The 14013-nt window shown below is 71.8% G+C and carries 14 protein-coding genes; 5 read left to right on the top strand and 9 right to left on the bottom strand.

The window, feature by feature from the left end:
• Positions 1 to 5: 5 nt before the first annotated feature.
• Complete coding sequence (locus CCN42_RS03115) at positions 6 to 365, bottom strand: MerR family transcriptional regulator (protein ID WP_086732951.1); 360 nt, start codon at positions 363 to 365, stop codon at positions 6 to 8.
• Between the two features lie 52 nt (positions 366 to 417).
• On the opposite strand from CCN42_RS03115, the gene CCN42_RS03110 reads away from it, so the two are divergent.
• Positions 418 to 1557, top strand: coding sequence for an alkene reductase (locus tag CCN42_RS03110; RefSeq protein ID WP_086732950.1), 1140 nt, complete (start codon positions 418 to 420; stop codon positions 1555 to 1557).
• Here CCN42_RS03110 and CCN42_RS03105 read toward each other — a convergent pair.
• The 3 genes from CCN42_RS03105 to CCN42_RS03095 are packed head-to-tail and all read right to left on the bottom strand — an operon-like array spanning position 1479 to position 4429.
• Positions 1479 to 2705: a dipeptidase gene (locus CCN42_RS03105; RefSeq protein WP_086732949.1), complete on the bottom strand. Its 1227-nt coding sequence runs from the start codon at positions 2703 to 2705 to the stop codon at positions 1479 to 1481. The two genes, CCN42_RS03110 and CCN42_RS03105, sit on opposite strands and share 79 nt — an antisense overlap.
• 48 nt (positions 2706 to 2753) lie before the next feature.
• Positions 2754 to 3290, bottom strand: coding sequence for a 5-(carboxyamino)imidazole ribonucleotide mutase (gene purE / locus CCN42_RS03100; protein ID WP_086732948.1), 537 nt, complete (start codon positions 3288 to 3290; stop codon positions 2754 to 2756).
• Positions 3287 to 4429 (bottom strand): 5-(carboxyamino)imidazole ribonucleotide synthase, encoded by a 1143-nt coding sequence (locus CCN42_RS03095; protein WP_086732947.1) that lies wholly within the window; start codon positions 4427 to 4429, stop codon positions 3287 to 3289. Before CCN42_RS03095 ends, purE begins: the two co-directional genes overlap by 4 nt.
• Before the next feature lie 163 nt (positions 4430 to 4592).
• Here CCN42_RS03095 and CCN42_RS03090 point away from each other — a divergent pair, with 163 nt between their 5' ends.
• Positions 4593 to 5141, top strand: a complete 549-nt coding sequence (locus tag CCN42_RS03090; RefSeq protein WP_086169816.1) for a GtrA family protein — start codon at positions 4593 to 4595, stop codon at positions 5139 to 5141.
• A 68-nt stretch (positions 5142 to 5209) separates the two neighbouring features.
• On the opposite strand, the gene CCN42_RS03085 is transcribed toward CCN42_RS03090, so the two are convergent.
• Positions 5210 to 6478: an ATP-binding protein gene (locus tag CCN42_RS03085; RefSeq protein ID WP_086169817.1), complete on the bottom strand. Its 1269-nt coding sequence runs from the start codon at positions 6476 to 6478 to the stop codon at positions 5210 to 5212.
• A 43-nt stretch (positions 6479 to 6521) separates the two neighbouring features.
• Complete coding sequence (locus tag CCN42_RS03080; protein ID WP_086732946.1) at positions 6522 to 7199, bottom strand: response regulator transcription factor; 678 nt, start codon at positions 7197 to 7199, stop codon at positions 6522 to 6524.
• Between the two features lie 519 nt (positions 7200 to 7718).
• On the opposite strand from CCN42_RS03080, the gene CCN42_RS03075 reads away from it, so the two are divergent.
• Positions 7719 to 9212 carry a peptide MFS transporter gene (locus tag CCN42_RS03075; RefSeq protein WP_086732945.1) on the top strand — a complete coding sequence of 498 codons (1494 nt, stop codon included), beginning with the start codon at positions 7719 to 7721 and terminating at the stop codon, positions 9210 to 9212.
• Between the two features lie 256 nt (positions 9213 to 9468).
• Here CCN42_RS03075 and CCN42_RS03070 read toward each other — a convergent pair whose 3' ends face one another.
• Positions 9469 to 9990, bottom strand: a complete 522-nt coding sequence (locus CCN42_RS03070; RefSeq protein ID WP_086732944.1) for an ATP-binding protein — start codon at positions 9988 to 9990, stop codon at positions 9469 to 9471.
• Between the two features lie 170 nt (positions 9991 to 10160).
• Positions 10161 to 10544 carry an STAS domain-containing protein gene (locus CCN42_RS03065; RefSeq protein ID WP_086732943.1) on the bottom strand — a complete coding sequence of 128 codons (384 nt, stop codon included), beginning with the start codon at positions 10542 to 10544 and terminating at the stop codon, positions 10161 to 10163.
• Between the two features lie 239 nt (positions 10545 to 10783).
• On the opposite strand from CCN42_RS03065, the gene CCN42_RS03060 reads away from it, so the two are divergent.
• Together CCN42_RS03060 and CCN42_RS03055 are read left to right on the top strand one after the other, a co-directional pair.
• The gene (locus tag CCN42_RS03060) at positions 10784 to 11689 is read left to right on the top strand and encodes an RNA polymerase sigma factor SigF (RefSeq protein ID WP_169731393.1); all 906 of its coding nucleotides are present in this window, start codon (positions 10784 to 10786) and stop codon (positions 11687 to 11689) included.
• Between the two features lie 137 nt (positions 11690 to 11826).
• The gene (locus CCN42_RS03055; protein ID WP_086732942.1) at positions 11827 to 13362 is read left to right on the top strand and encodes an RICIN domain-containing protein; all 1536 of its coding nucleotides are present in this window, start codon (positions 11827 to 11829) and stop codon (positions 13360 to 13362) included.
• Between the two features lie 33 nt (positions 13363 to 13395).
• Here CCN42_RS03055 and CCN42_RS03050 read toward each other — a convergent pair.
• Positions 13396 to 14013 (bottom strand): amidohydrolase family protein (locus CCN42_RS03050; RefSeq protein WP_143661840.1); only part of this gene is annotated, 618 nt, incomplete at its 5' end.

The raw sequence follows: 14013 nt of genomic DNA, 5'->3' as shown, positions 1-14013 counted from the left end.
CCGGCTCACCGCCCCTGTGCCGCCTCGATCACCTCGTCCAGGGTGTCGCGGGAGCGCAGCAGGTCGCGGATCGTGCGGTCGATGCGGTCCCGCTCGGCGGTGAGGTCCGCGACCAGCCTGGGGGTGGCGACGGCGGACGGGCCGCCGTCGTCGTCGCGCATGCAGGGCAGCAGCTGCGCGATCTTCGTGCTGCGCAGCCCGGCCGCGAACAGCTCCTGGATGCGGATCACCCGGTCGACGGCGGCCTCCGGATAGTCCCGGTGTCCGCCGGGCGTCCGCTCGGCGCGCAGCAGCCCCTGGGTCTCGTAGTAGCGCAGCGAGCGCTCGCTGACGCCGGTGCGCCGGGCCAGTTCGCCGATCCGCATGTCCCCTCCCACGCTTGATCCTGACATCAGTGTCAGGTTCTAGCGTACGGTCATGACACAGACGACGGATCTCCTCGCACCGGCCGGATTCGGCCGGCTCTCCCTCCCCAACCGCCTGGTGATGGCCCCCATGACGCGGAACAGGGCCGCCGCCGACGGCACCCCGACCCCCCTGATGGCCGAGTACTACGCCCAGCGCGCCACCGCCGGCCTGATCGTCGCCGAGGCCGCGACCCCGAACGCGGTCGGGCAGACGTACCCCGACATCACCGCCCTCCACACCCCGTCGCATGTGGCCGGCTGGCGGCAGGTCACCGACGCGGTGCGGGACGCGGGCGGCCGGATGTTCCTCCAGCTCCAGCACGGCGGCCGGATCGGGCACCCCGCGACCAGCGGTCACACCCCGCTCGCGCCCTCTCCCGTCCCGCTGCCCGGCACGGTCTTCACCGCGGAGGGGCACCAGCCGGGCGTCGTGCCGCGGGAGATGACCGCCGACGACATCCGCGCCACCGTCGCCGACTTCGCCGCCGCGGCCCACCGCGCGCTCGACGCCGGGTTCGAGGGCGTCGAGGTGCACTCCGCGAACGGCTATCTGCTGCACCAGTTCCTCGCCGGGAACACCAACCGCCGCACGGACGCCTACGGCGGCCCGGTGGCCGGGCGGATCCGGTTCGCGGTGGAGGTCGTCGAGGCGGTGGCCGCCGAGATCGGGGCCGAGCGGGTGGGGGTGCGGATCTCCCCCGGACTCACCGTGAACGGCATCGAGGAGGGCGACACCGAGGACCTCTACCCGGCGCTCGTCGCGGCGCTGCGGCCCCTGGGTCCGGCGTATCTGCACGTCGTGCACGCCGACCCGGACTCCCCGGTGTTCCGGCGGATCCGCGCCGACTGGCCCGGCACGCTCATCGCCAACCCCGTACTGAAGGAGCTGACCACCGACGCGGTACGGCGGGCCGGGGAGCGGCTGCTGGCCGCCGGGGCGGACCTGGTCGCGCTCGGGCGGCCGTTCCTCGCCAACCCGGACCTGGTCGCCCGGCTGCGGCTCGGCGCGCCGCTCAACCCGGTGCGCGACCGGTATCTGATGTACGTCGGCGGCCCGGCCGGCTACACCGACTACCCGACGCTCACCGGGTCCGAGTCCGGGCCCGCATCCCCGTCCGAGTCCGCGTCCAGCGCCTCGATGGTGGCGTGAGAGGCGGCGCGGGTGGCCTGGAGGTGCCGGGCCACGTCCTCCGCCGCGCCCAGCACGCGGACCGCGTTCTTCCAGGTCAGCTTGGCCAGGTCGGTCTTCGACCAGCCGCGGTCGAGGAGTTCGGCGATCAGGTTCGGGTAGCCGGAGACGTCGTCCAGGCCCTTCGGGGTGAAGGCGGTGCCGTCGTAGTCGCCGCCGATGCCGAGGTGGTCGATGCCCGCGACCTCGCGCATGTGGTCCAGGTGGTCGGCGACCGTGGCGGCGGTCGCGACCGGGCGCGGGTGGCGCTCCTCGAAGGCGCGGTGCACCTTCATCGCCTCGGGGGTGGTGTCGAGGTGGTGGAAGCCGTGGGCGCGCATGTTCTCGTCGGCGGCGGCCGTCCAGTCGACGGCGGCCCGGAGCACGAACTTCGGCACGAATGTCACCATCGCGACGCCGCCGTTGGCGGGCAGCCGTTCCAGCACGTCGTCCGGGATGTTGCGGGGGTGGTCGCAGACCGCGCGGGCGGAGGAGTGGGAGAAGATCACCGGCGCGGAGCTGGTGTCCAGCGCGTCCCGCATGGTGGTGGCGGCCACGTGCGAGAGGTCGACCAGCATGCCGAGGCGGTTCATCTCCCGGACCACCTCGCGGCCGAACGCCGACAGACCGCCGACGCCCGGCTCGTCGGTCGCGGAGTCCGCCCAGTCCACGTTGTCGTTGTGGGTGAGCGTCAGATAGCGGACGCCGAGCGCGTACAGGCCGCGCAGGGCGCCCAGCGAGTTGGCGATGGAGTGCCCGCCCTCCGCGCCCATCAGGGAGGCGATCCGGCCCTCGCCGCGTGCCGCCTCCAGGTCCGCCGCGGTGAGCGCGGCGCGCAGCGCGTCCGGGTACCGGTCGATGAGCCGCCGTACGCAGTCGATCTGCTCCAGCGTCGCGGTGACCGGGTCGGGCAGGTCGGAGCGGACGTACACCGACCAGTACTGCGCGCCGACCCCGCCCGCGCGCAGCCGGGGGAGGTCGGTGTGCAGGTGCGCGTCCTGGGGGACGGCGATGTCGCGGGCGTCCAGGTCGTAGCGGACCTGCTCGCGCAGCGCCCAGGGCAGATCGTTGTGCCCGTCGACCACCGGGAACGCGCGCAGCAGCTCCCGGGCCTCCTCCAGCGAGGTCATCGCCGTCCCCTCCGTCGGTCGTGTGTCGCTCTTGCCGTCAGTTCCGCGTCACTTGCCGAAGCCGAAGCCGTTGCCGGAGCCCTCGACCTTGGCGCGCAGCCGCTTGCCCTTCTCGGTGGCCTGGTCGTTGAGGTCCTGCTGGAAGTCGCGCATCTTCCCCAGCAGGTCCTCGTCGTGCGCGGCGAGGATACGGGCCGCGAGCAGACCGGCGTTGCGGGCACCGGCGACGGAGACGGTCGCGACCGGGACACCGGCCGGCATCTGCACGATCGACAGCAGGGAGTCCATGCCGTCGAGGTACTTCAGGGGCACCGGCACGCCGATCACCGGAAGCGGGGTGACGGAGGCGAGCATGCCGGGCAGGTGGGCGGCGCCGCCCGCACCGGCGATGATCACCTTGAGTCCGCGGTCCGCGGCCTGCTCTCCGTACGCGACCATCTCGCGCGGCATGCGGTGCGCGGAGACGACGTCGACCTCGTAGGCGATCTCGAACTCGTCGAGGGCCTTGGCGGCGGCCTCCATGACGGGCCAGTCGCTGTCCGACCCCATGACGATGCCCACGACGGGGCCCGCGGCGGTGCTCATTCGGTGATCGTGCCTCTCAGGTAGTCGGCTGCGTGACGGGCGCGCTCCAGCACGTCGTCCAGGTCGTCGCCGTAGGTGTTGACGTGGCCGACCTTGCGGCCGGGCTTCACGTCCTTGCCGTACATGTGGATCTTCAGCTGGGGGTCGCGGGCCATGCAGTGCAGGTACGCCGAGTACATGTCCGGGAAGTCGCCGCCGAGGACGTTGACCATCACGGTCCACTTGGCGCGCGGGCGCGGGTCGCCCAGCGGCAGGTCCAGCACGGCGCGGACGTGGTTGGCGAACTGCGAGGTGATCGCGCCGTCCATCGACCAGTGGCCCGAGTTGTGCGGGCGCATCGCCAGCTCGTTGACGAGGATGCGGCCGTCGCGGGTCTGGAACAGCTCGACGGCGAGGTGGCCGACGACGCCGAGTTCCTTGGCGATCGTCAGGGCCATCTCCTCGGCCTTGAGCGCCAGGGCCTCGTCCAGGTCGGGGGCCGGGGCGATGACGGTGTCGCACACGCCCTTCACCTGGCGGGACTCGACCACCGGGTAGGCGACGGCCTGCCCGTGCGGGGAGCGGACCACGTTGGCGGCCAGCTCGCGGACGAAGTCGACCTTCTCCTCGGCGAGCACCGGCACCCCGGCGCGGAACGGCTCGGCGGCCTCCTCGACGGAGTCCACCACCCACACGCCCTTGCCGTCGTAGCCGCCGCGGACGGTCTTCAGGACGACCGGGAAACCGTCGCCGCCCTCCGCCGCGAACGCCGCCACGTCGTCCGGATCGCTCACGATCCGGTGGCGTGGACACGGCACGCCGATCTCGACGAGCCTGGCCCGCATCACGCCCTTGTCCTGGGCGTGCACCAGCGCGTCGGGCCCTGGGCGCACGGGGATGCCGTCCGCCTCCAGAGCCCGCAGGTGCTCGGTGGGCACATGCTCGTGGTCGAAGGTGATCACATCGCACCCGCGCGCGAACTCGCGCAGCGTGTCGAGATCGCGGTAGTCGCCGATGACGACATCGCTCACGACCTGCGCCGCGGAATCCTGAGGGGTGTCACTGAGAAGCTTGAACTTGATGCCCAGCGGGATGCCCGCCTCGTGTGTCATACGAGCGAGCTGGCCCCCGCCGACCATACCGACTACCGGGAACGTCACGCCCCCAGGGTATCCGGCGCGCCAGGGCGGCCGGATTCCGCCGTTCCTATCGGCCCGTCGGCGGGCTTTCCGCGGCCCGCCCGCTCGTCCACAGGCGATCACGGAAGGGGGATGGTTAGCATGGCTGGGTTGACGAAACCGACGGACGGGGGCTTTCACGACCATGGGACGTGATTCCTCGGGGTTCCCCGCGGCGCCCCCCAGCACCGTGCGGCAGCGGCTCAGCCGGCTGACGCGCGAGGTCGCCAAGTTCGGCGCGGTCGGCGGGGCGGGTCTGCTCGTCAATCTCGCCGTGTTCAACCTGGTACGGCACGTCACCGACCTCCAGGTGGTGCGGGCCAGTGTGATCGCGACGATCGTGGCGATCGCCTTCAACTACGTCGGCTTCCGCTACTTCACCTACCGGGACCGCGACAAGAGCGGCCGTACCCGCGAAATGTCGCTGTTCCTGCTGTTCAGCGCGGTCGGCCTGGTCATCGAGAACGGTGTGCTGTACACCGCCACCTACGGCTTCGGCTGGGACAGCCCGCTGCAGAGCAACATCTTCAAGTTCCTCGGCATCGCCGTCGCCACCCTGTTCCGCTTCTGGTCCTACCGCAGCTGGGTGTTCCGGGCGCTGCCCGTGCGGCCGGCCTCCGCCGACCCCGAGTCGTTCCTGGACACCGAGCGGCCCCGCGACCGCGAGCGTGCCCGGCAGCGGGCCAAGGTCTAGCGGGCCGAGGTCCGGCGCGCCGAGCTCTGGCGGGCGCCTCTCCGTCTCGCCCCGACGGCTCCCGACGGCTAGCGGACCGTCCGCTCGTCCTCCTCCGGCTTCCGCACCGGCGTACGCGACAGGAACAGGCCGAAGACCGGCGGTGACGCCTGGAGCATCTCCAGCCTCCCCCCGTCGGCCTCCGCCAGGTCGCGGGCGACGGCCAGGCCGATGCCGGTGGAGTTGCGGCCGCTGATCGCCCGCTCGAAGATCCGGGCCCCCAGGTCGGCCGGGACGCCGGGCCCCTCGTCGGTGACCTCGATGACGGCCTGGTTGCCGGTGACCCGGGTGCGCAGCGCGACCGTGCCGCCGCCGTGCATCAGGGAGTTCTCGATCAGCGCCGCCAGCACCTGGGCCACCGCGCCGGGGGTGCCCACCGCCATCAGGTGCCGCTTGCCGGAGCTGACGATCGCGCGCCCCGCCTGGCGGTAGGCCGGACGCCACTCGGCGAGCTGCTGCTGGATGACCTCGTCGAGATCGAAGGTGACGGCGGAGCCGGTGCGCGGGTCGCGCGAGTTGGTCAGCAGCCGCTCCACCACGTCCGTCAGGCGTTCCACCTGGGTGAGCGCGATGGTCGCCTCCTCCTTCACCGTGTTCAGGTCCTCGGTGAGGGTGATCTCCTCCAGCCGCATCGACAGCGCGGTCAGCGGGGTGCGCAGCTGGTGGGAGGCGTCGGCGGCGAGCCGGCGCTCGGCGGTCAGCATCCGTGCGATGCGCTCGGCGGAGGCGTCCAGGACGTCGGCGACCCGGTCCAGCTCGGGGACGCCGTACCGCTTGCGCTTGGGCCGCGGGTCGCCGGAACCGAGGCGTTCGGCGGTCTCGGCGAGGTCGGTGAGCGGCGAGGCGAGCCGGCCGGCCTGGCGCAGCGCCAGCAGGACGGCGGCGATCACGGCGAGCAGCGCCACCGCGCCGATGATCAGCAGGGTCCGGCCGACCTCCCGGAACACGGCCGAGCGCGGCTCCTGGACGGTGACCGTCTCGCGCTCCTCGCCCCTGCGGGTCGCCTCGATGACGTCGCCGTCCGGCTTCTCGCCGATCTCGATCGGCGCCTGGCCGGGGATGCGGATGACGGCGTACTGGTCGCCGCCGAGCTGGTCCCCCAGCAGATCGGGGGTGATCTTCTCGGCGGCGAGGATGCGGCTGTCCACGATGCTGGCCAGCCGGACCGCCTCGGACTCCACCCGTTCCCGGGCGCTCTCGCTGATGGTGCGGGTCTCGACGATGACCAGGGAGACGCCGAACACGGCGATCACGACGAGCACCACGGCGAGCGTGGACTGGATCAGTCGGCGGCGCATGTCCTACTTCGCATGTTCTGCTTCCCAGGGGACCGTGGCGGGCTCAGCTCTTCTCGAAGCGGAAGCCCACACCGCGGACGGTCGCGATGTACCGGGGGTTGGCGGCGTCGTCCCCGAGCTTCTTGCGCAGCCAGGAGATGTGCATGTCGAGGGTCTTGGTCGACGACCACCAGGTGGTGTCCCAGACCTCGCGCATCAGCTGGTCGCGGGTGACGACCCGGCCGGCGTCGCGCACCAGCACCCGCAGCAGGTCGAACTCCTTCGCGGTGAGCTGGAGCTCCTCCTCGCCCATCCAGGCGCGGTGCGACTCGACGTCGATGCGCACGCCGTGGGTGGCGGGCGGCTGCTGGGGTTCGGCGGAACCGCGCCGCAGCAGGGCCCGGACCCGGGCCAGCAGCTCGGCGAGACGGAACGGCTTGGTGACGTAGTCGTCGGCGCCCGCGTCCAGGCCGACGACGGTGTCCACCTCGTCCGCGCGGGCGGTCAGGATGAGGATGGGCACGGTGTGGCCTTCGGCACGCAGCCTGCGGGCCACCTCCAGGCCGTCCATGCCGGGCAGACCGAGGTCCAGCACGACCAGGTCGACGCCGCCCTTGATGCCCGCGTCCAGCGCGGTGGGTCCGTCCTCACGCACCTCGACCTCGTAACCCTCCCGGCGCAGCGCGCGGGCCAGCGGCTCCGAGATGGACGCGTCGTCCTCGGCGAGCAGTACACGGGTCATGAGCTGATGGTAGTCCCAGCGTGACAAGAGACGGAGTGTGATCGGCAGCTCGGTTCTTACCGGCGTCTTGGCCGTTTCTCACCTTGGGGGCCACTTGGTACGGACCTGCATCCGAGAGGTGCGATCCTGGTAGGGACCTTCGAAACCGGCCGTGCGGTTCCCTCGACACCTGTGATCCGCGTCTCAAGTCCTTCCATATCCGGCAGTGTCCTGCCGTATGGTGATTGAACGCCTGTAGCACGCGGTGACCTTTGGCGGCCGTCTTGACGCTGAAGGTCTCTTTTATGTGCGGGTTGGTCTAGACCATTTCTGGACCGGCCTCGAAAGGAATGACCTGTGGCCGGGCCTCGCGCGCACTGACGCACGCGGGGCGTGGATCCCGGTGGACTCCGTCCACCGCTCCGTGATCCGGAGCGGACAGCCCCTGGGCGTGGGGCGGACGGTCCGATCGTGCCGGTGCCGGCTCCCCCACCGGGCGCGCAACGCTCCAACCGCGCGTCCCGACAGCAAGGAACGACCATGGCGTCCAGCCTGACGAAGGACTCGGCCCGACCGGGCACCCCCGGTTCCGACAGGACCTTCTTCGGCCACCCCCGCGGACTGGCCACTCTCTTCATGACCGAGATGTGGGAGCGCTTCTCCTACTACGGCATGAGGGCACTGCTCCCCCTGTACCTGGTCGCCCCCGCGGGGCTCGGCCTGGACGCCGGCACGGCGATCGCCATCTACTCCGTCTACGTCTCGACGGTGTACCTGCTGGCGATGCCCGGCGGCTGGTTCGGTGACCGCGTCTGGGGCCCCCGCAAGACGGTCGCGATCGCGGGCTCGGTCATCATGGCCGGCCACCTGGTCCTGGCGCTGCCCACCGCGGGCACCTTCTACTTCGGCCTGCTGCTGGTCGCCATCGGCTCCGGCCTGCTGAAGTCCAACATCTCGACCATGGTGGGCCACCTCTACGACGGCCCGGGCGACCCGCGCCGCGACGGCGGCTTCACGGTCTTCTACATGGGCATCAACCTGGGTGCCTTCGCCGCGCCGCTGATCATCGGCACCGTCGGCCAGAAGGTCAACTGGCACCTCGGCTTCGCGCTGGCCGCGCTCGGCATGGCGCTCGGCCTGGTCCAGTTCCTGATCGGCAGCCGCAACCTGTCGGACCGCTCCAGCGTCGTCCCGAAGCCGCTGAGCACCGAGGAGCGCAACTCCACGCTGCGCAAGGCCATGATCTGGATGCTGATCGCGGCCGTCTTCTACACGATCGTCGTCGCCACCGGCCACTACACCCTGAACTGGGTGATGGTCCCGCTGATGGTCATCGGCCTGGTCGTCCCGGTCACCGTCCTGGTGCGCATCAAGCGCGACAAGGAGCTGTCCGGCGTCGAGCAGTCCAAGGTCTCCGGCTACATCTGGTTCTTCGTCGCCGCCGCCGTCTTCTGGATGATCTACGACCAGGGCGGCTCGACCCTGTCGATCTTCGCGAACGACCACGTCGACAACCACGTCTTCGGCTGGGAGTTCCCGGTCTCCTGGTTCCAGTCGGTCAACCCCGTCCTGGTGATGGCGCTGGCCCCGGTCTTCGCCACGATCTGGCTGGCGCTCGCCCGCCGCGGCAAGGAGCCGAGCACGATCGTCAAGTTCGCGGGCGGTCTGGTCCTGGTCGGCATCTCCTTCTTCGTCTTCCTGCTGCCGCTGGTGGCGGCGGACGGCGGCAAGGTGTCGCCGTGGTGGATCGTGCTGATCTACTTCTGCCAGACGACCGGTGAGCTGATGCTCTCCCCGGTGGGCCTGTCGGTGACCACGAAGATGGCCCCGGCCAAGTACGCCTCGCAGATGATGGGTGTCTGGTTCCTCGCGGTCACCGCGGGCGACGCCGTCACCGGTCTGCTGTCCACCTACGGCGTCGACCTCAACAAGACCGGCGTCGTGGCCGCCGAGGCCGCCCTCGCGGTGCTCGCCGGTGTCGCGGTGTGGATGTACCGCAAGAACGTCAAGCAGCTCATGGGCGACGTCCGCTGACGTAGCTCCCGGGCTCGGATGAAGGGCCACCGCGTCGGCCGACGCGGTGGCCCTTCGCCGTGGTCGTCGAGCCGTCGGGGACGCGGGGAACGGGGACCGACGCGGGTCAGAAACGCAGCGAGGCGGCGGTGTGAAGCGCTTTCTCAGGGGATGCGGGGAGCGGCGCGACCGGGACGGGACGACGCGCGGCCGCCGAACCGCCCGCGCATCGCGGCGCCCAGGCGGTCCGCTCACACGGTGCGCTCGGCCGGGCGGGCTACGCCGGAGCGCCCAGCTCCGCCCAGACGGTCTTGCCGGCGACCCCCGGCGTGCGCACGACGCCCCAGTCGAGGCAGAGCCGCTGCACGATGAACATTCCGTGGCCGCCGGGCCGGCCCGCGCGGTGCGGGGTGCGCGGGGCGGGCTGGCCGGTGCCCCGGTCGGTGACCTCGATCCGGATCACCTTGTTGTCGCAGGAGATCCCCATCTCGTCGGGACCCTCGGCATGCAGGCAGGCGTTGGTGACCAGCTCGGAGACGACGAGCAGTACGTCCTCCGCGGCGGCCCGCTGGTCCGCGCTCTCGGCCGGCAGCCAGCCCCAGGCGTACAGCGCCTGGCGGGCGAAATCCCGGGCCATGGGCACGACCCCGGCCGCACCGGCCAGGCTGAGCCTGCGAACCTGACGTCCCTGCGAAGAGACGGGCACGCGGCCGCCCTCCGATGCCCCCACCGACGCCCCGGAAGCGCCGCTGGGCTCCGGGCCGCGGTCGCCCGGCGGGTAGGGCCGGGTGGTGCTCATCAGCGCTTCACCTCACCGATTCACCAATTCACGATTTAAGAATTCCTTACGAGCGCCGAACCAGAGTGTCTCCTGCCCGACCGGACCGGAGGGACACCCCTTCTTTTCGGCGCGCACCGTACGCACCCGTTTTCGGCACACTTCAGACACCGTCTGGGCACGATCGGAGCTCAGCCGTCGTCACCGGCGCCCGTCAGCGCGGCCTCGAGGGTGTCGTGGACGGTGAAGACCGCCTCGGCACCGGTGATCTCGAAGACGCGCGCCACTACCGGCTGCATCGCGGCGAGGTGCACTCCGCCGCCCGCGGCCTCCGCCTTCAGGCGGGCACCGAGCAGCACGTTCAGCCCTGTGGAGTCGCAGAACTCCAGCCGTGAGCAGTCCACGACCAACCGACTGAAGCCCTTGGCGAGGCATTCCTCCAGTGGTTCGCGCAACAGGTCGGCGGTGTGGTGATCGAGCTCACCCGCCGGAGTCACAACGGCACTGGAGCCCGCTTCCCGCACCTCCACCAGAAGCCGGCCCGACTGTGCGCTGCCGACCGTCCCGTGGTCCATGCCGTCTCTCTCCCGAGGTCGTGGCTGCTGACTGAGTTCGCCCTCGAACACTACGCCTTCCCCACACTCTTCAACAGCCGAACATTCGAGTAAAACGGACATTGTACCACGTATTGCACTTGCGGTCGGCTCGGGGTAGCGGGTAGGGCTAGTAAGGACACGTACCCGACACGGCCGGCTTTGGAGGCGCCGCACACCGCAGTGCACGTACTGGCTTCGGCAGCCATATGCCGAGAACGATGGAGGACATCATGTCACCCCGGCTCGACGCCTCGCATACCCATCAGGCGACGTCGGCACCCCTTCCGGAACATCTGGATCCCATCGCCCCCGACGGCGCCCTCACCGGACTCCCGGAGATCCCCCCGTACGACGAAGTGGCCCCCGAGGACGCCCGGGCCCTGTCGAAGACCCTCTTCGAGCGGCTGGAGTCGCTGGAGGAAGGCACCCACGAGTACTCGTACGTCCGCAACACGCTCGTCGAACTCAACCTCGCCCTGGTCAAGTTCGCCGCCTCCCGGTTCCGCTCCCGCAGCGAGCCGATGGAGGACATCATCCAGGTCGGCACGATCGGCCTGATCAAGGCGATCGACCGCTTCGAACTCAGTCGTGGCGTCGAGTTCCCGACCTTCGCCATGCCAACCATCATCGGCGAGATCAAGCGGTTCTTCCGCGACACCTCGTGGTCCGTGCGCGTCCCGCGCAGGCTCCAGGAACTCCGGCTCGACCTGGCCAAGGCCGGTGACGAGCTGGCCCAGCAGCTGGACCGCTCCCCCACCGTCGCCGAACTGGCCGAACGGCTCGGCATCTCGCCCGAAGAGGTCGTCGAGGGCATGGCCGCGTCCAACGCGTACACCGCCTCCTCGCTGGACGCCCAGCCCGAGGAGGACGACACCGAGGGCGCGCTCGCGGACCGCATCGGCTACGAGGACCACGGGCTCGAAGGCATCGAGTACGTCGAGTCCCTGAAGCCGCTGATCGCCGAGCTGGCGCCCCGCGACCGGACGATCCTCTCGCTGCGGTTCGTCGCCGGGATGACCCAGTCCGAGATCGGCGAGGAGCTGGGAATCTCGCAGATGCACGTGTCGCGGCTGCTGTCGCGGACGCTGGGGCGGCTGCGCAAGGGGCTGACGGTCGAGGAGTGACCGCCCCGGAAGGGGCCCGCTCTCCCGGTTACCCGCGGAAACTCTTTCCCCGCGGGTCCCCTTCCTCCACTATGAGCCGTCATACCCGCCGGTAGGTCAGGACGCCGGCGGGTCGGACGGCTGCGAGGAGGCGGCGGATGGAGCCGGGCCACGACCACGCGGGGGCGTCCGACGCACGGCTCACGGAACTGCTGCGCGGCGCCACCGCGCGCGCGTACCCGGCCCTGCGGGAACTGCGTGCCCGCCACCGGGAGTCCGTCCTCGCCTACGCGCGGCTCTGCGCCGCGGGCGAGTCGACGGCCCGCCAGCTCGCCGCGCACGCCTTCGCCGTGGCCGCCCGCGAGGCGGCCCGGGGCACCGGCCCGGTCCTGCCCTGGCGGCACCGGCTGCTGCTGCTGACCGCCCGGCTGGCCGGGGAATGGGCCACCGGTGAACGCTCCGCGGGACTCGACCCCGGTCTGCTCCTCGTCCAGCGCATGGCGGGCCCCGGCGGCCCGGTCCCGCCCCTGCTGGGCGCGTTCCGCTCACTGCCGCCCCGCACCCGGGGCCTCCTCTGGTACGCGGTCGTCGAGCGGGAGGACGACGAGACGACCGCGACCCTGCTCGGCGTCTCCGCCCAGGAGGTCGCCCACGGCCGGGACGCTGCCCTCACGGAGCTGGGCCGGGCCTGCCTGGAAACCCGCCTCGCCGCCTCCGACAACCCGAGCTGCCGGGCGTTCCGACGGCTCATCGAGGAGGCCGTACGGCCCCCCTCGCCCCGCCCCAGCCGCGATCTGGACGCCCACCGGGCGGTGTGCGCGCACTGCGCGACGGCCTACGAGGAACTGTCGAACCTGCGTGACTCGCCCGGCACGGCGCTGGCGGAGGGGCTGCTGCCGTGGGCGGGCACGGCGTACGCCACCCGTGCACGGGAGGTCGCCGTCCCGGTCCCGGCACCGCCCTGGCCGCCGTCCCGCCGCCTGGCCCTGACCTCTGCCGCCCTCGGTGCGGCCCTGGCGCCGCTGCTGCTCCTTCTGCTGCTGTCGCCGGACAACAGCGGGCCGGAGCCCGTGGCAGGTCACCGGAGTCCGACGGGCGTCCCGCCGCTCCCGGCCGCTCCGCCGCCGGTGACGATCACGGCCACCGCGACCCGGACGGTGACCCCGACGCCGGCCACCTCACCGCCGGCCACCTCACCGCCGGCCGCCACGTCAGCGGCTCCGCCGCGCACTCCCGGACCGTCGCGCCCGCCCCGGCCGACCCGGAAACCCACGCCGCCCCCGGCCCGTCCGCCCGGTGGTTCCTCCGCCCAGGTGGTGAACGCCGCCTCCGGGCTGTGCCTGGACATCCGGGACGGCGTCATGGACAACGGCACGGACGTCGTCACCACCCCGTGCTCCGCCGCCCGCACCCAGATCTGGCGCGTCGACCCGTGGTGGGGGGTGCTGCGGTCGGCCGCCGATCCTGAGTACTGCCTGGACAGCCGGGGATCGGTGGACCGGGGCGTGGGGATCTGGACCTGCTCCTCCGTGACCGGCCGCAACGGCCGCAACCTGCGGTTCACGGTGGACGGGCACGGAGTGGTCCGCCCGGAGATCGCACCGGATCACGCGGTGACCCCGGCCGGCGGCGGGAGCCTGGCGCTGCTGCCGGAGACGGGGCGGGCGGACCAGCGGTGGCGTGCCGGTCCGTGACGGGGTCCGGCGGCCGCGGGGCCACCGGGTGTCTCAGACCACGCGGACGCCGCGCCGCCACACCCCGGCGACCAGGGGCACGCCCGGGCGGTAGGCCAGGTGGACGTGGCTCGGGGCGTCGAGGAGGGTCAGGTCGGCGTAGGCACCCGGGGTGATGCGGCCGATGTCGGTGCGGCGCAGGGCCTGGGCACCGCCCGCAGTGGCCGACCAGACCGCCTCGTCCGGCGTCATGCCCATGTCCCGGACGGCGAGGGCGATGCAGAACGGGACCGACGAGGTGAAGGACGAGCCCGGGTTGCAGTCCGTGGACAGGGCCACGGTGGCTCCGGCGTCCAGCAGACGGCGGGCGTCGGGCCACTCGGCCCGGGTGGAGAACTCGGCGCCGGGCAGCAGGGTGGCGACCGTACGGCCGCTCGCGAGCGCGTCGACGTCGGCGTCCGTCAGGTGGGTGCAGTGGTCGGCGCTGGCCGCGTCCAGCTCGACGGCGAGCTGCACACCGGGGCCGTAGGACAGCTGGTTGGCGTGGATCCGGGGGTGCAGGCCCTTCGCCCGGCCCGCGGTGAGGATCGCCCGGGCCTGGTCGCCGTCGAAGGCGCCCTGCTCGCAGAACACGTCGATCCAGCGGGCGTGCGGCGCGCAGGCGTCCAGCAT

Source organism: Streptomyces glaucescens (assembly GCF_002154375.1).
In the GTDB taxonomy this organism is placed as follows: domain Bacteria; phylum Actinomycetota; class Actinomycetes; order Streptomycetales; family Streptomycetaceae; genus Streptomyces; species Streptomyces glaucescens.
The sequence above is the reverse complement of the archived record's forward strand: the minus strand, read 5'-3'. Positions and strand labels throughout refer to the sequence as shown.